The sequence below is a fragment of the Rhodopirellula islandica genome (assembly GCF_001027925.1).
Classification (GTDB): Bacteria; Planctomycetota; Planctomycetia; order Pirellulales; family Pirellulaceae; genus Rhodopirellula; species Rhodopirellula islandica.
On sequence record NZ_LECT01000016.1, the window covers coordinates 247,038 to 267,439 of the forward strand.

The 20,402-nt window shown below is 57.9% G+C and carries 16 protein-coding genes; 5 read left to right on the forward strand and 11 right to left on the reverse strand.

Annotated elements, in window-relative coordinates:
- Positions 1–142 precede the first annotated feature (142 nt).
- Positions 143–1,138, forward strand: coding sequence for an adenosine kinase (locus RISK_RS08025; RefSeq protein ID WP_047813739.1), 996 nt, complete (start codon positions 143–145; stop codon positions 1,136–1,138).
- Positions 1,139–1,332: 194 nt separating this feature from the next.
- Here RISK_RS08025 and RISK_RS08030 read toward each other — a convergent pair whose 3' ends face one another.
- The 3 genes from RISK_RS08030 to RISK_RS08040 form a co-directional block, all read right to left on the reverse strand.
- Positions 1,333–2,013: a peroxiredoxin-like family protein gene (locus RISK_RS08030; RefSeq protein WP_047813840.1), complete on the reverse strand. Its 681-nt coding sequence runs from the start codon at positions 2,011–2,013 to the stop codon at positions 1,333–1,335.
- 184 nt (positions 2,014–2,197) lie between these two features.
- Positions 2,198–4,561, reverse strand: coding sequence for an ATP-dependent helicase (locus tag RISK_RS08035; RefSeq protein WP_047813740.1), 2,364 nt, complete (start codon positions 4,559–4,561; stop codon positions 2,198–2,200).
- A gap of 120 nt (positions 4,562–4,681) precedes the next feature.
- The gene (locus RISK_RS08040; RefSeq protein ID WP_236696133.1) at positions 4,682–6,340 is read right to left on the reverse strand and encodes a hypothetical protein; all 1,659 of its coding nucleotides are present in this window, start codon (positions 6,338–6,340) and stop codon (positions 4,682–4,684) included.
- A gap of 755 nt (positions 6,341–7,095) precedes the next feature.
- Between RISK_RS08040 and RISK_RS08045 the strand changes: the two genes are divergently transcribed.
- Positions 7,096–7,791, forward strand: a complete 696-nt coding sequence (locus tag RISK_RS08045) for an RNA polymerase sigma factor (protein ID WP_047813741.1) — start codon at positions 7,096–7,098, stop codon at positions 7,789–7,791.
- A 319-nt stretch (positions 7,792–8,110) separates the two neighbouring features.
- Entirely contained in the window at positions 8,111–9,313 is a 1,203-nt protein-coding gene (locus tag RISK_RS08055; protein ID WP_047813743.1) for a hypothetical protein, read from the forward strand.
- Between the two features lie 14 nt (positions 9,314–9,327).
- Here the strand turns inward: RISK_RS08055 and rsmA are convergent, their stop codons facing one another.
- Both rsmA and RISK_RS08065 read right to left on the reverse strand, forming a co-directional pair.
- Positions 9,328–10,314 carry a 16S rRNA (adenine(1518)-N(6)/adenine(1519)-N(6))-dimethyltransferase RsmA gene (gene rsmA, locus RISK_RS08060; protein WP_047813744.1) on the reverse strand — a complete coding sequence of 329 codons (987 nt, stop codon included), beginning with the start codon at positions 10,312–10,314 and terminating at the stop codon, positions 9,328–9,330.
- The gene (locus tag RISK_RS08065; protein WP_047813745.1) at positions 10,311–10,985 is read right to left on the reverse strand and encodes a riboflavin synthase; all 675 of its coding nucleotides are present in this window, start codon (positions 10,983–10,985) and stop codon (positions 10,311–10,313) included. The genes rsmA and RISK_RS08065 overlap by 4 nt, the downstream gene beginning before the upstream one ends.
- Positions 10,986–11,190: 205 nt before the next feature.
- Here RISK_RS08065 and eno point away from each other — a divergent pair, with 205 nt between their 5' ends.
- Complete coding sequence (eno, locus tag RISK_RS08075) at positions 11,191–12,477, forward strand: phosphopyruvate hydratase (protein ID WP_047813747.1); 1,287 nt, start codon at positions 11,191–11,193, stop codon at positions 12,475–12,477.
- Positions 12,478–12,757: 280 nt separating this feature from the next.
- On the opposite strand, the gene RISK_RS08080 is transcribed toward eno, so the two are convergent.
- Positions 12,758–13,024, reverse strand: coding sequence for a Trm112 family protein (locus tag RISK_RS08080; protein WP_047813748.1), 267 nt, complete (start codon positions 13,022–13,024; stop codon positions 12,758–12,760).
- Between the two features lie 131 nt (positions 13,025–13,155).
- On the opposite strand from RISK_RS08080, the gene RISK_RS08085 reads away from it, so the two are divergent.
- Positions 13,156–13,917, forward strand: coding sequence for a hypothetical protein (locus tag RISK_RS08085; RefSeq protein ID WP_047813749.1), 762 nt, complete (start codon positions 13,156–13,158; stop codon positions 13,915–13,917).
- Positions 13,918–14,411: 494 nt separating this feature from the next.
- Here RISK_RS08085 and RISK_RS08090 read toward each other — a convergent pair whose 3' ends face one another.
- The 5 genes from RISK_RS08090 to RISK_RS08110 form a co-directional block, all read right to left on the reverse strand.
- A complete protein-coding gene (locus RISK_RS08090) occupies positions 14,412–15,218 on the reverse strand; it encodes a PEP-CTERM sorting domain-containing protein (RefSeq protein WP_236696134.1) in 807 nt (268 codons plus the stop codon).
- Between the two features lie 560 nt (positions 15,219–15,778).
- Complete coding sequence (locus RISK_RS08095; RefSeq protein ID WP_047813750.1) at positions 15,779–16,549, reverse strand: rhomboid family intramembrane serine protease; 771 nt, start codon at positions 16,547–16,549, stop codon at positions 15,779–15,781.
- Between the two features lie 6 nt (positions 16,550–16,555).
- Positions 16,556–17,125, reverse strand: a complete 570-nt coding sequence (locus RISK_RS08100) for a peptide chain release factor (protein WP_047813751.1) — start codon at positions 17,123–17,125, stop codon at positions 16,556–16,558.
- 102 nt (positions 17,126–17,227) lie between these two features.
- The gene (locus RISK_RS08105; RefSeq protein WP_236696136.1) at positions 17,228–19,336 is read right to left on the reverse strand and encodes a peptidase M50; all 2,109 of its coding nucleotides are present in this window, start codon (positions 19,334–19,336) and stop codon (positions 17,228–17,230) included.
- A 17-nt stretch (positions 19,337–19,353) separates the two neighbouring features.
- On the reverse strand, positions 19,354–20,391 hold the full coding sequence (locus RISK_RS08110) for an HlyD family secretion protein (RefSeq protein ID WP_047813843.1): 1,038 nt from the start codon (positions 20,389–20,391) through the stop codon (positions 19,354–19,356).
- Between the last annotated feature and the right edge of the window lie 11 nt (positions 20,392–20,402).

Here is a 20,402-nt window from a genome sequence, read left to right on the forward strand (position 1 = left end):
GCACAGCAGACGATCCTAGCTGGCTGGCGGAGTCGTCGCACGCGGGTACACTGCGGGCCCGCCTGCCGGATCTGAAGTCGCCCTGATCAAGGCCGATTCGCGGGCATGGACGAGTCTGTTTCTCTCACCTTGGTTGAATTTGATGACGCACGATGTTTACGCCGTTGGCAACGCTCTCGTTGACATTCAGACGATGGTTGCCGATGACCTGCTGTCGGAACTGCAACTCGACAAAGGCATCATGACGCTGGTCGACGACCAGAAACAAGCGAGCGTGCTGAGCCGATTTGATCTTCCATCGTTGTCTCGTTGTGCGGGTGGTTCGGCCGCCAACACCATCGCCGCCGTCGCGGACTTTGGTGGCAAGGCCGCCTTTGTCGGGAAGATCGGCGACGACGAAACCGGGCAGTTCTTTCTAAAAGACTTGCGAGCCCTTGGTGTCACCATCGACGTGGATCCTCAGCCCGAGGCACCGACCGGAACCTGTGCCGTGCTGATCACGGAAGACGCTCAGCGAACCATGCTGACGAACTTGGCCGCTTCCACCGCCCTGTCCGAAGCGGACATCGACGAAGACGTGATCGCAGCGAGCAAATACATTTACATCGAAGGCTACTTGTTCACCGGCGAGCAAACCAAAGCGGCCGCTTACAAAGCGATCGAATTCGCGAAAAAGAAAAATGTCAAAGTCGCGTTCACTGCGTCGGATCCATTCCTCGTCAACATGATGAAGGACGAGATGTGGGACCTGATCCGCGGTCCAGTCGATTTGTTTTTCTGCAACGAAGAAGAAGCCAAGAGCCTCACCGGATTGGCTGATCCGATTGCATGTGCGAACAAGATTCACGAGTCGGCCGAGAACGTCGCGATGACTTTGGGGCCCAACGGTTCGATCTTGATGCACGGTGGCGAAGCGATTCCTGTCGAAGGTGTGAAGGTCAAGGCGATCGACACGACCGGTGCGGGCGACATGTACGCTGGCGGCATTTTGTACGGCATCACCAATGGGTTGGATTGGCGTCAGTCCGGGCACTTGGCCTCGCACGCCGCCGCTCGTGTGGTCGCCCAAATGGGAGCTCGCTTGGCCACTCCATTCACAGCAGACGAAGTCAAGCAGTTGACTGATTTGAGCGTCTGAGCGGAATCATAATGGCCGTGGTGGACGAGGCAACGAGTCCCTGATAATCAGCGTAGAGACGAGGCAACGAGTCCCTAGCAATCAGCGTGGTGGACGAGGCAACGAATCCTTGAGTGGGACTCGTCGCCTCGTCCACCACCAAAATTCAGGACCGATTGGTCACCTGATGCTTCGCTGAGTCGGATGGGCGTTTGCTACTGAATTTTTTTCACGGCAGCGATCACGTCGGCGGGTTCGGCCCGTTTCTTGTAGTCGGCGTCCACGAATGCGTAGCTGATCTTGCCATTGGTATCGATCACGTAGGTCGCCGCCAGCGGCAGTTCCATCGCTTCGTTGTCGTTTCGTTCGGCGAGCTGAAACTTGTCGCGGTAGACGGGGAGAATCGACTCGGGCAAGTCGAACATGATGCCGTACTTCCGCGCGACTTCGCTTTTCTGGTCATACAAAACGAGCATTTCCAAGTCGTTGGACTCGGCCGTTTCTTTGGCTTTCTCGGGGATCTCGGGAGTCAGCACGATCAGCTTTGCACCGGCACCTTCGATGGCCGAGAGTTGTTCCTGCATGGCTCGCAATTGAAGGTTGCAGTACGGGCACCATCCGCCGCGGTACCACATCAAGATGACCGGGGTTTCGGACCACACGTCGCTGAGCGTGACTTGATTTTCGTCCCAGCCAGACAGGGTCGCGTCGATGGCGTCGTCGCCGACTTGCTTGGCGGATTCCTCGATGCCGGTCGCACGGACTTGGCCCACCGCATTTTGAAACGTCTTCAGGACTTGAGCTGGGTATCGCTTCGTCGAATTGACCTCCATTTCCTTCAGTTGGGAGGAAAGGTTGGTTCCCGCGGGTTCGTCTGCACGGGCTTGAGTGGACAGGACCATGGCCGGCAGAAATGCGGCACAAAAGAAGAGACGGAATCGCATGAGTTCACAACGTTGGATTCAGAAGGAAGAGAAGAACGGCAACAGCTTGGCAATGTCTGCTGCCGAGTGGGATCCGCCAAATCCAAGCTGGATGAGCGGCCCCCAAACGTCGCGAATCCTTGGCCGGATGGGCGAGCTACCGCTCCACCAACTCGATTTTGGCGAACGCCAGACGGAAGGTTTCTTCGGTTTCTTCGAATTGAATTTTGGCGGTTCGTTTGGGGCCTTTGCCTGTCAACGCGATGATCGTTCCCTCGCCATATTCATCGTGGCGAACCGTGCTGCCTTCGCGGTACGCACCCAGGGGTGTCGCCCCGGATTGCAGCAGATCGCTGGCCGTTTTCAGCTCGGCTTGGATTGAAACCTTGGGCTTCTTTTTCTTCGGCGGCGGAACGTCGTCGTGATACACGTCCGGGATCGCGGATTGGTCCGTCATCGGGATGATGCGAGGTCCGTCGGCGACTTCTGTTTGTCCGGCGGGGCCGGTGTCGGTGACCGCAGCGGGTTCTTGAACCAGGTCCCACGAGTCCGGGTATTCATCGTCGTAGGCGTCGTCAAAGAAGTTCCGGCTGCCTTTGACTTCGACCACCTGCATTTCATCGCGAGGCAATTCGCCCAAGAACATGCTGGGGATCGCCGGTTGGTTTTCGCCACGGAAACTTCGCAGTTTTGCATAGCTGATCTGCAGCCACTGCTCGGCTCGCGTGACACCCACAAACAACAGTCGACGTTCCTCTTCGAGTTGGGTCTCGTCTTCTTTGCTGCGGCGATGAGGCAGCAGGTTGTCCTCGACTGCGATGATGAACACGCGAGGAAATTCCAGGCCTTTGGCGGCATGCATGGTCATCAGGGTCACGCGGTTGTTGGAATCTTCAAACGCGTCGGTGTCCGAGACCAGTGCGACTTGTTCCAAGAACGCTTCCAGCGACCCGTCTTCCGGGTGCATCTGATCAAATTCAACGGCGGCGGAGATGAATTCGTCGACGTTGGCGATCGGGTTGTTGTCTTGTTGTTCCGGCGTGGTCCGTTCCAGGTACGCCACGAATTTGATCTCTTCGATCAGGAAGCGGAGCATGTCCTCCAGCGTCGCGGTCGCTTTGACAGCCAGGCGGTCGTAAAGACGGACGAACGATGTCACCAGTGTCTTGGCACGCTTGGAAAGCGAGTCAATTTCGTCGACTCGCCGAGTCGCCTCCAGCATCGGGATGCGGTGATCGTCGGCAAAGCGTTGGATTCGTTCGAGCGTCTTGGCACCAATGCCTCGCGTCGGTGTGTTGATCACGCGATGCAGAGCCACATCGTGGCGTGGGTTGTTGATCAGGTGCAGATAGGCCAGCAGATCCTTGATCTCTTTGCGTTGATAGAACTCCAGCCCGTTGACGATCTGATACGGGATGCCGCGATTTCGCAGGGCGTGTTCGATGGATCGCGTCAGTGCGTTCATGCGGCACATGATCGCGAAATCTCGCGGTTCGGCATTGCCCGCTATCATTTGGTTGTCGATCTCATCGGCGATCCCGTCCGCTTCTTTGTAGCCGCTCTCGTACTGACGCAGCGTGACCGCTTCACCGGTCGGGTTGTCGGTGAACAGTTTCTTCTGTTTGCGACGGCGGTTGTGCCGAATCAGTTGATCGGCGACACGCAGAATCTCTGGCGTGCTGCGGTAGTTTTGTTCCAGCCGAACCGTTTTGACGCTCGGGTAATCCTTTTCAAAATCCAGGATGTTGTTGAGGTCGGCGCCACGCCATCCGTAGACCGATTGATCGGGGTCGCCCGTCACGGCGAGGTTGGGATGGTCGACCGAGAGTGCACGCACGATCGCGTACTGAGCCAAGTTCGTGTCTTGGTACTCGTCGACCATGATGTACTTGAGCTTTTCATCCAGGTTCGATCGGACCTCGGGGTTTTCCCGCAGCAAGCGAGCGAAGTGGAACAGCAAGTCATCGAAGTCGACCGCGTTGGCGGTCAGCAATTGTTGTTGATAAACCGGGTAGACCTTCGCTGCGACGGTGTCGCCGGCGCGGCCGGTTTGTTGGGCCATGATCTCGGGAGTGATCAGGCGGTTCTTGGCGTTGGAGATGGCCGAGGTGATTTGCTCGGGCGAGGTGTGGCTGGTTGACACACCGGCGGCCGCGATCGCCCGCTTCATCGCAGATTTGGAATCGGACGAATCGTAGATCGAGTAGTTCTCGGCCAACCCGACCATCGGTGCGTAACGCCGAAGCTGTTGCGCGCAGAACCGGTGGAACGTGCCCATCCAGACTGGTTGGTTGGGGGCGAGCAGATCGACTCGCGACCGCATTTCGTCCGCGGCTTTGTTGGTGAACGTGAGCGCCGCGATTTGCCACGGTCGGATTCCGCTTTGCAACATGTGCGCGATGCGGTGGGTGACGACGCGAGTTTTACCGCTGCCGGGACCGGCAATGATGAGCAGAGGTCCGTCGATGTGCTGGACCGCTTCGGCTTGCGCGACGGTCAAATCTTTTGTGATGGCATCCATGACGCAAGATTAGCGTTCCCAGGGAAACTGGGCAACGCAAACAGGGGACCGACCCGATGGTCGATCCCCTGTGCGAGATTCTCTCGATGATGGATCGTCGGCGGTTGCCCGCCAAACCGATCACCACATGTATTCAAGACCGGCTGCGAAACCGTTCAGAGTCAGCGACGTTTCCGATGTGCTCGGTGCCGAGACACCGGCCCCGTTCGTTGCGAAATCGTCGATGAAGCTGTTGTCCAGTGGAGCCGCGTACACATCGTCGATGGTCAACAAGTGGTACGAGCCACGCAGCGACAACGAGTGCGAGAATCGGTAGATCCCTGTGGCTTGGAAATCCAAGATGAAGGCACCGTCCTGGCCGCCAGTTGAAAACGTGTTCAAGCCACCAGGTGTCGTTCCGATCGACGCTGTTTGGCCGAAGTCGTTTTGAACCCAAGCACCTTTGACTTCCGCACCGAGCTGGATTCCAGGGCGAGCGTTCCACCAGAGGTCGACACCGGCCTGAGGACCAAAGTAGCGGTTCTCGAGGTCGAAGCTTTGCTGGAAGTCAGCAATGGTGCTGGACGTTTGCGAGCCATTGAAAGCATATTGGTTGTCGAACACCACGTGCCGGAGGCCGAGCAGCCAAGAGCCTTGGAATCGTCCGTACGGGCCGACTGTGCGACGACGATAGTTGATTTCGTAGCTGTCGAATTCTGCTTGGTAGCTGATCGATTGGAAGTTCGACAGGTTGGCGTATCCACCGACAGGCGTGGTGCCAAAACCTGAATAAATCGAAGTCAGGTTTCCGCCGGGGTCAGAGGCCGAGGCGGCACCACCCCATTCTTGACCGCCCATGAAGGTGAACTCGACGTTCGAGCCAGCACCAAAAATCAGAGCGAACGAGATGCGAGCACCGGCTTCCAGGTCATCGTCACCCAGATCGCTTTGCGTCAGAACCGGGTTGTCGGCAACGTTGGGCGTGCCGGTGGTTCCTGCATTGGTCAGCACTTGGCCGTCAGCGAAGCCATCGAGTTCCTGTGTCAGGAACAATCCTTCCACCGAAACGTCATACCAGCGTTGAGCTGATTTGCCAGCTTCCGAGTAAGGTCGCATGGCTTCTGCCAGACCAGCCAAACCGCCGCCGATGTGTGCTGCCAAGATGCCGAAGTCAGTGCTGCCGGGGCCGCACTCGTTGAGGCTGCCGAGCAGGCCGCCTTGGCCAAGCGATCCGTTGGTCAGGCAAGAGCCCAATCCGCCGCAGGCACCGCATCCGCCACCGCCGCAGGATCCGCAGCAATCGCCCATCACGGCGGGCAACAGACCTTGGAAGTTGCTGCCACATTGACCACTGGTGCAACCCGAATCGCCGCAACCGCAGGCCATCGTGTCACAGCCGGCTGCGTACCCGCCGCCGAGGAAGCCACCGCCTTGGTAACCGACGGGCATCACACCAGCAGGTGCGTAGCCAGCCTGTGGGTAACCCGCGGGAGCGTAACCAGCCGAACCAAATCCGCCTGGCATCATCAGCGGAGCCGATGGCAAGGTGGTGGCAATTGATTGAGCACCCGGCATGGAGCCCGGTGGCATCGACATGGCTGGCATGCCGTCGACCATCCCTGCTGGCTGAACGCCGGGCGGTAGCATGAAGCCACTCGCCTCGTAGTCCATTGCATCACCCGCAGTGGGTGGAGCTGCAGCGACTGGCGTGGCAACTGCGGCGGCGATCAAGCCTCCACAGACTAAGTCACGAAGCTTGCGAAGTTTCACCGTCACGCTTTCGTTGAATGATTTCGTCATCCCATTGTCCTCAAGGGTCACACGCAGTCCGGTTCTTTGGTTGGGTCCGGGTTTGATTTGGGGATCGGGGGTCTGGGCCATCATGGGTTGCTCGTTTCGTTGCCTGACAATTCTTCGCATTGCAATCGTCTCCGCGGTCACAAAGACCCCAAAATCCCCCCGGGGGCCCCGCTCACGCGAGGACACCCAGCCATAAATGTCCTGTGGCTGTTGGGTCGCTGAGATGCTCCAAAGGATTTCGCACCCGGCGACCCCGCCGTTGTGGACCGTTCCGCCGTGAACCGAGCCTGAACGCGTTTCCGGGGAAGCTTGCCGCCAAATTGGGGGCAACACCGCGAAAAGGGAGTTCAACCTCGAACGAACAAACCGTTCCAGGCGGAGTTATCGGCACAACTTCCAGCAAACATTCGGTAATTCCGGAACAATCGGACCAACCCGAGTGACCCGCGCAACGATTTCAAACGGTCTGGAACACGAATTGCCCCTAGGGAGACATGGATTCGCTCCCTGCCAACGAGGCAGGATGTGAATTCAACGCGAAGATGACTTTGACATTTTCTGCGAAACCGCGATAATACGCATGTCGTCGAGGTTTCCATTGATTGCCTGTAAGGGCTGTTGAAGACACTTTGCGGATCCTTCCTGTCAACGCTCGTCTCTGTGAATGTGCGTTCGTTTTGGCGGTTCATCCCCTGACGAGACGCATTTGCAAGTAGACTGAGTGCTACTCATAACTCCTTTGTGATCGATCCCCTATGAACTTTTCAACTTCCGCAGCGGTCGCTGATTCGAAAGTGGATTCGGGAAGCGTCTTCACCAGCGAACCCGTGGCTGAACAAACCGACGAGCAATTGGTCGCGAAATATCGCACCAGCGGCCGTCGCGATATCTACGAAACCTTGATGCGGCGTTATGAACGCGAAATTTACGCGTATTTGCGTCGTTACATCGGCAACGCTGAAATGGCGGAAGACGCTTTTCAAGGCACCTTTTTGCAGGTTCACTTGAAGTGCAACCAGTTCGACCTGACCCGTCGTTTCCGACCTTGGCTGTACGCCATCGCGACCAACCAAGCGATTGATGTCCAGCGTCGCAACAAGCGTCACCGAATGGTCAGCTTGGATCGTCCTGCCAGCGGTCAAGACGACGACCGTGGCGGCAGTTGGTCTGAAAAGCTGGAAGGTGCCATCACCGATCCATTGGCCGCAGCGTCCAAAGAAGAAAATGGTCGCTGGGTGCATGACGCAGTCGAATCACTCGGCGAACCCATGCAGCAAGTCGTTGAATTGGTGTACTACCAGGGCCTGAAGTACCGCGAAGCAGCGGAAATTCTGGGGATCCCAGTTGGCACCGTGAAAAGTCGTTTGCACGCCGCCGTCAATCGTTTGAGCGGCTTGTGGGACGATAGTCACGACGGCGAGCAGGATGCCAACGAACCATCAGGGATCTGACCGCCAGGAATCGGATTTGGCAGCCTGTTGGCTGGCAGGAAGGACAAGAGCGGCGCTTCGGTGCCGCTTTTTTTTTGTTCCGATCGTTTTCTGGCCCTCGTTTTCTGGCCCGTTCGTTCGTGCCTGAGCGAACCAGGGGAGCGACCCGTTCGTCTGACGGAGTGCAGCGGACATCCCGCGAATCGCGGCTTGGAAGCCGCTGCAGGCCTGACCGACAGGCTCCACGGCCGCTCTTCGAACACTCGCCCTTGTTCGGGCGTAACACTCTTTGTCGGGACCTTTTTTGTGCTCGTTTTCCGCTTACGCAACGTCCTTTGTGATGCAAGAAGATCTTCTCGGATATCTGCTTGGGGCGCTGGAGCTGGACGAAATGCAGCGGGTCGAAAAGCTGCTGCGGGAAAGCCCCGAGGCCAGAGAAATGCTGGCCGAGTTGGAACGCAAACTGGGGCCGCTTCACGACGATTGTGAGATCGTTGAGCCACCGCCCACGGACTTGGTTGCGCGAACGCTCGATGCTTTGCCGCCCCTCCCGCCGATGCCCGGCATGGAATCGGGCCCTGCTGACGTGTCCGCAGGTTCTGAAGTGTCCGCCCCGCAGATACCAAAATTGTCGCCGGTTTTAGAGGGCTCGGACGCGATCGCGTGGACGTGGCGTGATTGGGTGGGTTCGTTCACGGCAGCCTGCATCTTGTTGGCGATCGCGCTGCCATCGATGGTGGAGGGTCGCTTCATGGCTCGCAAGCAAGCGTGCCAGGATAATTTGCGGCACCTGGGCATGGCGATGACCCAGTACGTCAACCGCAACGCCGAAGCACGTTTGCCATCGGTTGATTCCGATGGTTACCAGGCCTTCGCTGGGGTCTACGCCCCGCGACTTCACGCGGCTGGATTGATGATGGATCCGCGGTCGACTCATTGCCCCTCCATTCGATCCTCTGACTTCTGGATCGCGGGTGGGTTGCGATCTACCGAGGAGGAGTTTGTTTCGCAGGAAGTGGGGGAAGAGCCCACTCTGGTAACGCTTCGGATGCTGGACGATGCGGCTCGTGAACTGAGCCGTTTCGCGGAGTCAGGTGCGACGACGTTCGAAGAACAAGTCGCGTGGCAACGTGCGATCGCTCGTTTGCAATGGTTGCAGCAGACCGCCGGTGGCCACTATGCCTACACGCTGGGGGTTCGTGACGGTGAGGAGTTTGCTTCGCCGCGATTCCAAGGACGGTCCTCGTTCGCCGTGATGAGCGATGCCGCGGTGATGAAGGTTGTCGATCGTGTGGTGGATGACGAAGGCTGGCCCCGGTTGGCTGCCACATCACAGGATGGGGTGATCAGCCATGGCGGGCGTGGCATCAATGTCTTGTACGAAGACGGCCGGGTTCGCTTTGTCCCGCGAGAATCACTGAGCCAGTTGGTCGACCATCCGCTCGTCAATCATGACGGTCGTCCGGAAGCGGGCGTGAACATCGACGATGCCTCGCTCGCCCCCAGTTGGCAGGCTCCCTTCTTTCATACCCGACAACGCTGAACGGTTGACCGTGGCTAAGTCGACTCGTTGGCCAATTCTGCTTGCCGGAGCGCTTCCACCAATTCGGAGATCTGTTCCAGGTTCAGCTCTTCTGCACGGGCGGTTTCGCCATGCTTCAGGCGACCAAGGATCTCGTCGATGGCAGGTTTTTCGAGGCGTCCTTTCATGGCGCTGATCACAACGCTTCGCAAAAATTTGCGACGGTGAAAAAACAACGCTCGAACGGTTTGGTGAAAGTACTTCAGATCCGGAATGGCGTTGCGGCGCTCGTGATCCACGTCGAGTCGCACGATCGCTGAGTCCACTTTGGGACGCGGCCAAAAAACGGTGGGTGGAAGGATGCGAACGATCTCAGCGCGGCATGTGGCTTGAATCCAAATGCTGAGCGCGCCGTAGTCCTTGGACCCTGGACCAGCGACCATCCGTTCGCCCAGCTCCTTTTGGATTGTGACGACGATCCGATCTGGTGGTGGATCTTGGTGCAGCAGATTGCTGACGATCGGCGTCGCGACGTTGTAAGGCAAGTTCGCAACCAACATGAACTTGCTGTCTTCGGGCAAACGTGACTTGGCTTCGCGAATCGATTCCATGATGTCATCACGGAACGTGCTTTTGTTCTTGAGCGCGTCGCCTTGGATCATCTTCACGTGCGGGAACGGCGCCAGTTCTTCGGACGCCAGTTGGAAAAGGTTTTGGTCGATTTCGACGGTCAAGATCGCGCCGGCCTGAGTCGCCATGATCGATGTCAGCGACCCGACTCCCGTGCCAATTTCCAGCACAATGTCGTGAGGGCCGATCTTGGCCGATCGAGCGATCAGCTCGACCAAGTTCAAGTCGATCAAAAAGTTCTGGCCGTACTTCGACACCGGGCGCAAACCGGCGGCGGTCAGACGCTTGGACAGATACGTCGCGGTTTGGCGTGAACCGCGAGACGCATTGCCCGAGCGAGCCGGAGGTTGGGGCGGTGCGCTGGGAGGATTGGGATCGAATTCGTCGCTCATGATTGTGGACTCCATGGTGTATTGGGGGGGGACGCGACGGTGTCGGCGCTGGGTTGGTCGTTGGCATTTCCGAACTGCAATGTTCGTTGCACGTACTTGGCCAACAAGTCGGTTTCCAGATTGATTCGGTCCCCGACTTGGCGACCTCCCAAGGTGGTCACATCCAACGTGTGAGGGATCAGGGCGACCGTGAAGTGGTCTTCTCCCACATCGACGACTGTCAAACTGATCCCGTCGATCGCGATGCTGCCTTTCGAAACAATCTGTTGCGAGTAAGGAGGTGGGACGGAGAACTTCAGATTGGCCCACGGTGGGTCGTCGACTCGTTCGATCAATTGGCCGACGCAGTCGATGTGGCCGGTGACGTAGTGGCCGCCCATGCGATCACCCACGGCCAGCGACCGTTCCAGGTTGACTGTGGACCCGGCCGTTAGCTCGCCCAGGTTGGTTCGATGAAGGGTTTCTTCACCGGCTTCGAAAGCCAAGTCGTTGCCGTCGATCTCGATGACGGTCAGGCAGCAGCCGTTGATCGCGATGCTGTCGCCCAGCTTCACATCCTGAGCCGGATCTTCGTCCCGGAAGGAGGGGGCGGCGATCACCAGGCGTCTGCCGGGTGGTTGTTCCACGACGGCAGAAAGTTGACCCACGGATTCGACAAGACCGGTGAACATGAGAGCGAAATGACGTGCAGGAGGCAGATGGCGGAAAAAACGACTCGAAACCTGGCCGCAACCCAGGAAATCGGTGCCGGGTGGTCAGTTTCCAGGGCATTGGACAGAATACCGCCCGATCGGACAACGTCCGCGTTTTTCAATTCAAATTTTGCGGCCCTCTTCTGAGCCGAATTTCGTTCCCCCTCAATCCCATGGTGAACTCATGACACTGATCGAATCGATTCACGCTCGGCAAATCTTGGACAGCCGCGGCAACCCAACCGTCGAATGCGAAGTCACGCTGATGGACGGTGCCGCCGGTCGCGCCGCCGTGCCCAGCGGAGCCAGCACCGGGATGCACGAAGCCTGGGAACTGCGAGACGGCGACAAGTCCGTCTTCATGGGCAAAGGCGTCACGACCGCTGTCAAAAACGTCAACACGAAAATCGCCGATGCCTTGGAAGGCATGGACGCAACCGACCAAGCTGCGGTTGACCAAGCGATGATCGAATTGGACGGCACGCCCAACAAAAAAGAACTCGGTGCCAACGCCATTCTCGGCGTTTCGCTGGCCGTCGCTCACGCTGCTGCGGCTTCGACCAACCAGCCTTTGTTCCGCTACCTCGGTGGTGCCGGTGCTCGCATGTTGCCCGCCCCCATGATGAACATCATCAACGGTGGTGAGCACGCCGACAACGGCGTCGACATCCAAGAGTTCATGGTGATGCCATTGGGCTTCGAACGCTTCAGCGATGCACTGCGTTGCGGAACCGAAATCTTCCACAACCTGAAAAAGGTTTTGTCGGACAAGGGTTACAGCACCGCGGTTGGCGACGAAGGTGGTTTTGCACCTGACCTGAAGAGCAACCAAGAGGCTCTCGATGTGATCATGACCGCGATCGACAAAGCGGGCTACAAAGCCGGCGAACAAGTTTGGATCGCCTTGGATTCGGCATCGACCGAGTTCTACGACAAGGCGTCTGGCAAGTACTCGCTGGACAGCAACCAAATGTCGGGCGATGAAATGGTCGACTTCTTGGCCGGTTGGTGCGAGAAGTATCCTATCTGCAGCATCGAAGACGGATGCGACGAAGACGATTGGGAAACCTGGAAGAAACTGACGACCAAGATCGGTGACAAGGTCCAATTGGTCGGCGATGACTTGTTCGTCACCAACGTGGAGCGTCTGCAACGCGGCATCGACGAAGGGATCGCCAACAGCATCCTGATCAAGGTCAACCAAATCGGAACGATGACCGAAACGATCGACGCGATCCAACTCGCTCATCGCAACGGTTACACCTCGATCAGCAGCCACCGCAGCGGCGAAACCGAAGACTCCACCATCGCTGACTTGGCCGTTGCCATGTCGACGGGCCAAATCAAAACCGGATCGGCCAGTCGCAGTGACCGGATGGCCAAGTACAACCAATTGCTCCGCATCGAAGAATTGCTGGGTGACGCGGCTCAGTACGGCGGCCCTTTGTTCGCCAAGCGAATCACCGGCTGATCGCCGAATTCACGATGGACTGATTCAGCGAGCGGAGCCCCAGTGGCTCCGCTTTTTTTGTGGGTGCATCCGAAACTGGCCAGTTTCGTGTTGGGTGACCGTAGTGGTCTGTCAGGACTTGTTTTTAGGGTAGTGGACGAGGCCACGAGTCCTGAACTGGCGTGAAATCCAAGGACTCGTGGCCTCGTCCACTACGATCAACCCTAACTTTTAGCTGTGACAGACCAGTAGGCTGGGATTCGAAGTCCGGCGAAACCAACGGCTTTGGTCGTTTGCTTCTCTACTCCCCTTCGCCGATTCCCGCCAATCCGATCGCTTCGTCGACGATCAGTGTCGGGATACCGCCGCGGATTGGGTACAGCCGATCGGATTGAGAATTGATCAACCCGCCTTCAATGGGATCCGTCACGCGTTCGTCCAATTGATCACGCGCGGCGCCTTCGGCAATCGCTTGATTGACCCTCTGGATGAGGGGCTCGTCGGCCAAGAGGAGCTGACCGCCGTCTGCTGGACAGCGCAGAATAGGCAAGATATCCGGTGTGATCATGGAGGCTTCTCAGGGATTCAAAAGTTTGACTTCAACGGCGGTGAGCGTCCCACCGAATTCTAACCACGGCAAACTACTTTTCTTGGGGCGGCCTTGCCATGCCCGATCCCACCTGCAGACGAAGGATTGTCATGCGGAAATCCAATCGGACGAACCAGATCATTGTTGGCGTGTTGGTTGCGGGGGCATCGCTGTCCCTGGCGACAGAGGTCTCCGCTCAGGACGGCGGCGAATTGCACGCTGACCCAGCGACCGGGATTGTGTACCGGAAGCAAATTCGGCAGGTCCAGCGGCCTGTCAGCGAAGTTCAGATGAAGACTCGCCAGCAAACGGTGTACACGCCCAAAGCTGTCACCGAGACCAAACCGGTCGCTCGCACCTCTTATGTGCCCGTGACCACGATGATGTTGCGTCCGCATTTGGAAGGCCGTTGGAACCCGTTTCGCCAGCCCACCGTGGCCTACCGGCACGTGCCAGAAACCCGCTGGGAAGCTCGTTCGGAAGTCTTCCACCAGACGGAAACTCGGGTGAAGTGGGAACCGGAGACCAAGCTGGTTCAAATTCCGGAGCGAACGCTGCGGATGCAGAACGATCAAGTCGTCCAGTACGAGCCCGTCGGTCAGTTGGCAACGCAAGCCCAGTCGTTGGCGGCCAACTCCAACATCCGTCCTGAGATCGCATCGCGTCTGCGTCCGATCGACGCCAACGCACCGATCCAGCCGATCACGACCGGGGCCGATCAAGCCGCCACCGCTTCGCTGGCAACCCGAGAGCGACCACGCTCTTCTCTGCAATCAGGCATGCGAGCCACCGAACTCGCTCCCGCCAACCCAACGATCTACGGCCCACCCACCGCCGTCGCCGGCCTCCCCGTCATCAGCCTCTGGCGGTGATGTGAGTCTGTGAACTGATGCCTACTAAGCAGGTTGGCAGGAATGATCAGGCGTAACCATGTGAGCCGTTTGGGCGTTCGCCTGGACTGCGAAACGTTTGCGAACGACGCTCTGATAGCGAATGCCATTTTTCTTCCGGCTTTTGTCCGTCGTCATCCCGGTAGAGATATCAGAGGGTAGCCGGGGGTTGCTGTGTGGCGACGTGGGGTTTCCATGTCCGTCGGTGGCGCTATCGCTTACCGACGGCTACCCTCTGACATCCCTACCGGGATGAAAACTTGCGCAATCACAGTGCGTCAGAACACCAAACCTTTTGCTGACCAGCGTTCGCCTGGGTTGCACGTAGGAGCAACGACGCTTCCCGAAACAGTTCCAATGCCGAAAGACTCCTGCCGACCTGCTTAGAGATTTATCAAAATGGCCGAGGGAAGCGTTTGGCTCGATCGTTCGAACGAATTTGGTGCACAGACAACGACTGAGACACTTGTAGTAAACTATCGCAAAGAGTGGTTGCGACTGATGGTCCGTCCGCGACGACGGACCAGTGTTATGAACGTGCTGCCAATCGCCAGTAACGCGAAACTCGATGGCTCGGGAACAGCTGAAGCGGTAGTCGTGAACTGTGCCGTGATATCGTCGAGTTGAAAAGATCTGGTCGTCGAATCAGTGATGGCAGTCAGAGTAAAACTTGGTAGCGGGGATCCCGGATCCAGTTGCGTCAAATCTAAAACGTCAGACGCGCCAAAACCTGTTTGATCGGGTACGACCAAGCCTCCAGGTGTAAAATTTGCCTCTTCGTATGTCGATGAGTCTGCATCCACACGAGTGTCTGTAAAGAAATTGAAATCAAGAAGGGTGAATCCATCGAAAATTGCGGTCCCACCGACTTCATCGCTAATCGACATTGCAAAAGTCAGAGCCTCGCCATCGCTGAGGGTAGTTCCATTGACGCCTAAACCATTGGAACTGTTCTGAACATATGAACCATTACCTGTGACAGTAATGGTTGCATCGAAAGATACGCCATCTGAGCCAAATAGCGTTCGAGAGTAAGTTAGCGAATTCACCGAAGTATCGTCTAAGTCGACGACTGTATCATCGAGCTCAAATAGGTCTGTTACTACACCGGCATTTCCCTTCTGCGTGAAAGTCGCGAAAACGGCCAGGATTGCTAAGAGAGGCAGGAATTGCATTGAGCTGCTCCGAGTGAAATGGCGCTCGAAGCCAGCCACTTTCCGAAGGTTTGTTGCCATCGCTCCGTAGGCATCCGGGGGAATGCCAAAAGAGGCGAATGCGGCCATCAAGAAAGTTCTCATTTTAAAGTGCCTCAGTCTGCAGGTTCAACAAGTAAATAGCTTCTTTGCGCACTGTCGGTTGCTTCTGCTCTGGTGGCGAAAAGCAAACAACCTTAGGGTCTCTAGCTTAACATGAAGCTAACACCATGACACGAACACACGCCTATCCTGTGGTGCAGTTCAACTCTTTGAGATGCCAGCCACTTTCCGAAAAGCTCTTGGTGCTCGTAAGGTGCCAGCCATTTTTTGAGTTGGATCGTTGTGAGAAGTTGGCTTGTTTGTGGACGGTTTCCCCTGTTTGGAGGGCCATTCACGGGCGAGAATGGCTGCTTGGAGGCTCCCTGCTCACGATTGTGGTTGAGTGAGCGCATCCGAGTCGAACAGTTGTCCCCAACTGTTCCGTCGCCTCCCGCACCACGGTGAAGGCCTGCGATTGTTTCGTCCTGCTCAACCAACGCAGGCAGCGGCTTGGACTTCAGCTTGCAAGGTGTCGCGTTCCAGTGCCCTGCGATTCAGCCTCCCTGCCCTTCGATGCTCCGGCGTTTCTCCGAGTAGCCGCAGCCAACTCAAAACCGTCGTTCTTGGACGGCTTCATGGCCCAGCGGCGAACGGCCGATCAGCAATGCGGCAACCGCCCCGGCGATGAACCCGCCCGCGTGAGCCCACCAAGCGACTCCTCCCGCTTCGCCCCCGGTGAGCGACCCCAGACTGTTGACGAGCTGGATCACAAACCAGATCCCGAGGAACACAGGACCGGGCAAGACAAACGTCGGGAACACAAACATCAACGGCAACACCGCCACCACGCGAGCATGCGGGTACAAAAACGCATAAGCTCCCATCACACCCGCGATCGCACCGCTGGCCCCCAGCGTCGGCACGGGACTGCCTGGGTCACTGAGCAAATGTGCTAGCCCGGCGAACACACCTGTCCCGAGATACAGCAGCACATACCCCAAGTGCCCCAAGCGGTCCTCGACATTGTCGCCAAAAATATACAAGAACCACATGTTGCCCAGGAAATGCATCCACCCACCATGCAGGAACATGCAGGTGATCAACGTCGCCCACACCGGCACCGCTGCCGGACCAATTTCCTGCCGCACCTCCATGACTTCGACACCGCGAGGCGTTTGAACCGCGACACGTTGCTGCATGACCGGCGTGGTGTCCGGATCCGTGATTCGCAAGGGGACCATCGAGAATCCGCTGATGATCGCTTCGCTTTGGTCCGACGACGCTTGCTGAGCCAAGAACGCAAACGCGCACAGGGCAATGACCAAGTAATTGACCACCGGCGTGGTCCGGCTGGGGATGTCATCGCGAATCGGAATCATAGGGGGTCACCGCAAAGGTGGTCTCGTGTGATGTTGGCGGATCTGATTGACCAAACGAAACGCCGGGGGATGTGATCGAACAAGGTTCACCAGTTTGCTGGTCGATGCCTTCCAATGTGGTGCCACCAAACTTGGCTGCCCGCCGGCATACCAAAGATCGTTGAGCACCAAGGTCAACACACCAGGTTTCGCGGCATTCTCGTCATTCAGTTTCATGGGTGAACCGCGATAGCGTGCTCGCAAGTCCAACTCCGCTTGGGAGAGTCCGACTTCATTCGGGGCGAGACCGGTTCCCAGAGGCGATTCTGATCGCAGCGTGATTGCCAGCAGAAACCGCATGCGTGCCAATGCCGTCGATCGATTGCGACCCTGTTGTCGCTGCTCGGTCGCCTCGGCCGTGATCGTGCCAATCTCGGGGACTCCCGAATCAAACGTCAGGAACGCTCCCGACGCAGTTCGATTTCGATGCTGTCCGCCTGGGCCGCTGCGAGATTGCGTTCGCAACTGGCAGCGTTTCTCGATCTCTTCGACCGGCCAGAGACATGGGTGCGTGCCCACGGACATCGGGAGCGGCATCCGCTGCTCGGGCGATGGCCACGAAGGCGCTGTCTCCGAAGGGGGCGTGGAAGGATCCGACACGGTTAGAACAAGCAATAGGAGGGGATCTGGACAGAGAGTTCAGATGCCCATCAACCGTTCGATCGAGTGCTTGGCATCTTTCCACAACGGTTTCGATGGCAATCGAAGCACCGCTTGGCAACTGGCTCCGTCCCAGCGTAGCAACCCGTCGAGTTCCCGATCAGTGGTCGCGGTTTGTCCTGCGAATGAAGGATCCTGCGGGCGAACCATGCTCTCAATCGAAAGATCACACACCGCCTCGTAGGCCAGTTCCTCCTCCGGTTTTGTCGCAGCGACTTGTTCGCCGACCAACTCCATGGGTGAGACACCGCGCACGTGGGTCCTGATCTTTCGGCCTGGCATCGAGGGCAGCGTCACACTCACCGGCACGCCCTCGGCGATCCGATTGCGGTCCGAGGCGTTGATGTTCACGACCACTTCCAACCGAGGATCGGACGCGATTCGGCACCAGGCAACGCGATCTTCTGTGGTCTCACCCACCGTTGGTCGCAGAGTGAACGGATCCTCCATTCGCCAATCGCGATGATTCTTCGGAGTCGTTGGTGCTGCCGATGCCGGCAGCACCAACCCCGCTTGTGGGCTGACCAAACGCAGAGAGTCGATTCGTTTTTGCAGAAGGGATTGATTCGAAGCCAACGAATCCGACGCAGCCTCCAACGCTTGCCAATCTCTTGCCGACGTGCCCGTCCGCAACGAAGCCAAGCGTGTCGCATGCACTCTTTCGCGAATGACGGATTGCTTGCCCCGATTTTCTTCGAACTTCATTTGCAATGTGGGATCAGCGATCTCGGCCAGTTTCTGACCTGCGATCACGCGGTCGCCCACGCGAACGTCGACGGCTTCGATGACGCCGCCTCGAGGCAAGTAAACCAATGCCGCATCCCGAACGCGAATGACTCCTGGGACGTGACGGTATCTAGGAACGGGAACGATCAGAATCAGGATGGCCGCGAGACAAACACAGGCTGCCAACCCAACGCGTCGTCCACCGGGGACTCCCATCCACGCACCGCTTCCTCGAATCATGCGAACAAGGTTTCGCATGCCGGTGAAGGCGAAACGCATCACGGCAAGAACGACAACAACCATGGCGATTCGCCACAATCCCCATCCAGCGGCCCACTGCAAAACAAACGTGGCAATCGCAATGCTGATGGAGATCCGGTACAGCTTGGAGGCCAAGTGGTAGACCGCCATCGACCAAACTCGTTTGCCAAAACGATGCCAACGGGAAAGTGGTGAAACGAGAAACAATCGCAGGCCGCGTCGTGCTTCCTCTCGCAAGTTCGCTGTGTCGAGCAGATCACTCAGAATGAAATACCCGTCGTACCGCATCAGTGGATTGGCGTTGAACAAAACGGTGCTGATTCCACAAACCAGGACCACATTCATCGCCGTCATTCGCACTTCATGCGACGGAGCCAACCACCAAACCCACAGCGCCCCCATGGCGATGATCCACTCCACCCAAATCCCTGCGGCCATCACCGCACCGCGTCTGGCGGCGTTGGGTTGTCGCCAAACGTCGGTGACGTCGACGTACGGGCACGGCATGAAGCACAACCACCAAATGCCAACCACACCGCAGCGAGATCCAAAGCGTCGGCAGAGGACCGCGTGCCCGAGTTCATGAGCGGTCTTGGTCAGTACAAACGTGGCCGCGATGGTCAGTGGTTGCAACGACAGGAGATAGCTTTGCAGGGAAGGCACTGAGCCGGCCCAGTGTTGCCAACGCACCATCCAGAACAGCAACGACACCAATCCGGCGACGCTGAACAGGACAACGGCCAACGGTGAGTAGACCAATCCGCTGAGGGGGACCAAACGACGAGCAACGGGATCGATCGACGCCAGCGGAATGCGAAAGGACAGCGGCGACGGAAGCCATCGCGATCGACTGTTGGGGGCGTCCACGCTGGTTCGCTTGAGCCATCCCGCCGCTTTGGCTTGCGGCCAAAACGTCGCATCCGGGGGCGCCGTAGCACCAGGGGCATCCGAGGCGGAGCCTTGAAGCGATTGCCAAATGCGTTTGGTCGTGCGAGCGAAGCGTCCGCCGATTTCATCGACAATCACCAGCCCGCGGCCATCTGGCAATGGCAACGCGTGCAAGTCCTGACGCAGGGCCGATGCTTCTCGGCGGGAGTTCACGGCAGGGCCCAAACCGCTCATCGCCGCAGATTTCCACGAAGGGAATCGGAGTCGTCGCGGTCCATTCGCCACGCCATTTCGTCTCGTGAACGATAGATGCGAAGCGTCACCTGGGCACCTGGCAACAATTGCCAATGCTGGTCGACGCTGTGCCCTGAACCAGGAACGATGGCGGTCCGCGGCGGCACCGAACCATCATGGGTTTGCCGGCGGTTCTGAACTTCGGCGTGCAAGCGGAAACGATTGCCGGGCAAGCGAGTTGGATCCACCGATGTGATTTTGCCCGCCAACATTTTCGCAGTCCCATCGGCTTCGTTTCCCCAATGGACGCTGACATCCAAACCAACGCAGGTCGCCGGTGACAGCTCATCAGCGTCCACGAGGGCGTGCAACGTCAACTGTCCTGCGGAAGCAACCGTGACCCAAGGTTGGCCTTTGGCGATCCATTCACCTGGTTCCCGGTGCACCGCCAGAACGACTCCTTCGATCGGGCTGACACAATCCAGTTGAGCCAACTCTTCATCGATCAAGGCCAAGTCCGCGGCAGCCAACTGCGTGTCGATGACGGCTTGGCGGATTTGTTTCTTCGTGCGTGCCACTTCCAAGCGGGCGCGTTCCACCGCCAACCGCATCCTCCGCAATTGATTCGAGGAAACCGCGCCGGTGAATTTTTGCTCAGTCGCGTTGCTGGCGTCGAGCTCGGCTTCGGCTTCGGCAAGCGATGTTTCCGCGAATTGCATTTCGAGATCGTCACTTGTGATCAGCTTGGCTGACTCGTGACGCAGCGATGCAGCTCGACGTCGGATGATCAGTGCCTGCGAGTCCAACCTTCCCAGCACGTCCTGGCGGCGGACGAATTGGTTGGGTCGCACGGCAGATTCCGCCACCGCACCGCTCTGCAACGCTGGCACGTCCACCTGTTGGCTGAAATCGACAACGACATCGCGAACTTCGACCACGTTGGTTCGCACGGGATCGCGATCGACCGGGTCAGCGGCATCGACGGAGGCGGTTGCCCAGCCAAAGGTGACGATCAAACACACCATTGATTTCATGTGATCTGGCA

Coding starts and splice junctions, on each gene's coding strand:
- RISK_RS08045 (WP_047813741.1), top strand. CDS start 7,096: ATGAACTTTTCAACTTCCGCAGCGGTCGCTGATTCGAAAGTGGATTCG.
- RISK_RS08055 (WP_047813743.1), top strand. CDS start 8,111: ATGCAAGAAGATCTTCTCGGATATCTGCTTGGGGCGCTGGAGCTGGAC.
- eno (WP_047813747.1), top strand. CDS start 11,191: ATGACACTGATCGAATCGATTCACGCTCGGCAAATCTTGGACAGCCGC.
- RISK_RS08085 (WP_047813749.1), top strand. CDS start 13,156: ATGCGGAAATCCAATCGGACGAACCAGATCATTGTTGGCGTGTTGGTT.
- RISK_RS08110 (WP_047813843.1), bottom strand. CDS start 20,391: ATGAAATCAATGGTGTGTTTGATCGTCACCTTTGGCTGGGCAACCGCC.
- RISK_RS08090 (WP_236696134.1), bottom strand. CDS start 15,218: ATGGCCGCATTCGCCTCTTTTGGCATTCCCCCGGATGCCTACGGAGCG.
- rsmA (WP_047813744.1), bottom strand. CDS start 10,314: ATGAGCGACGAATTCGATCCCAATCCTCCCAGCGCACCGCCCCAACCT.
- RISK_RS08025 (WP_047813739.1), top strand. CDS start 143: ATGACGCACGATGTTTACGCCGTTGGCAACGCTCTCGTTGACATTCAG.
- RISK_RS08095 (WP_047813750.1), bottom strand. CDS start 16,549: ATGATTCCGATTCGCGATGACATCCCCAGCCGGACCACGCCGGTGGTC.
- RISK_RS08080 (WP_047813748.1), bottom strand. CDS start 13,024: ATGATCACACCGGATATCTTGCCTATTCTGCGCTGTCCAGCAGACGGC.
- RISK_RS08035 (WP_047813740.1), bottom strand. CDS start 4,561: ATGGATGCCATCACAAAAGATTTGACCGTCGCGCAAGCCGAAGCGGTC.
- RISK_RS08100 (WP_047813751.1), bottom strand. CDS start 17,125: ATGCCGCTCCCGATGTCCGTGGGCACGCACCCATGTCTCTGGCCGGTC.
- RISK_RS08065 (WP_047813745.1), bottom strand. CDS start 10,985: ATGTTCACCGGTCTTGTCGAATCCGTGGGTCAACTTTCTGCCGTCGTG.
- RISK_RS08040 (WP_236696133.1), bottom strand. CDS start 6,340: ATGACGAAATCATTCAACGAAAGCGTGACGGTGAAACTTCGCAAGCTT.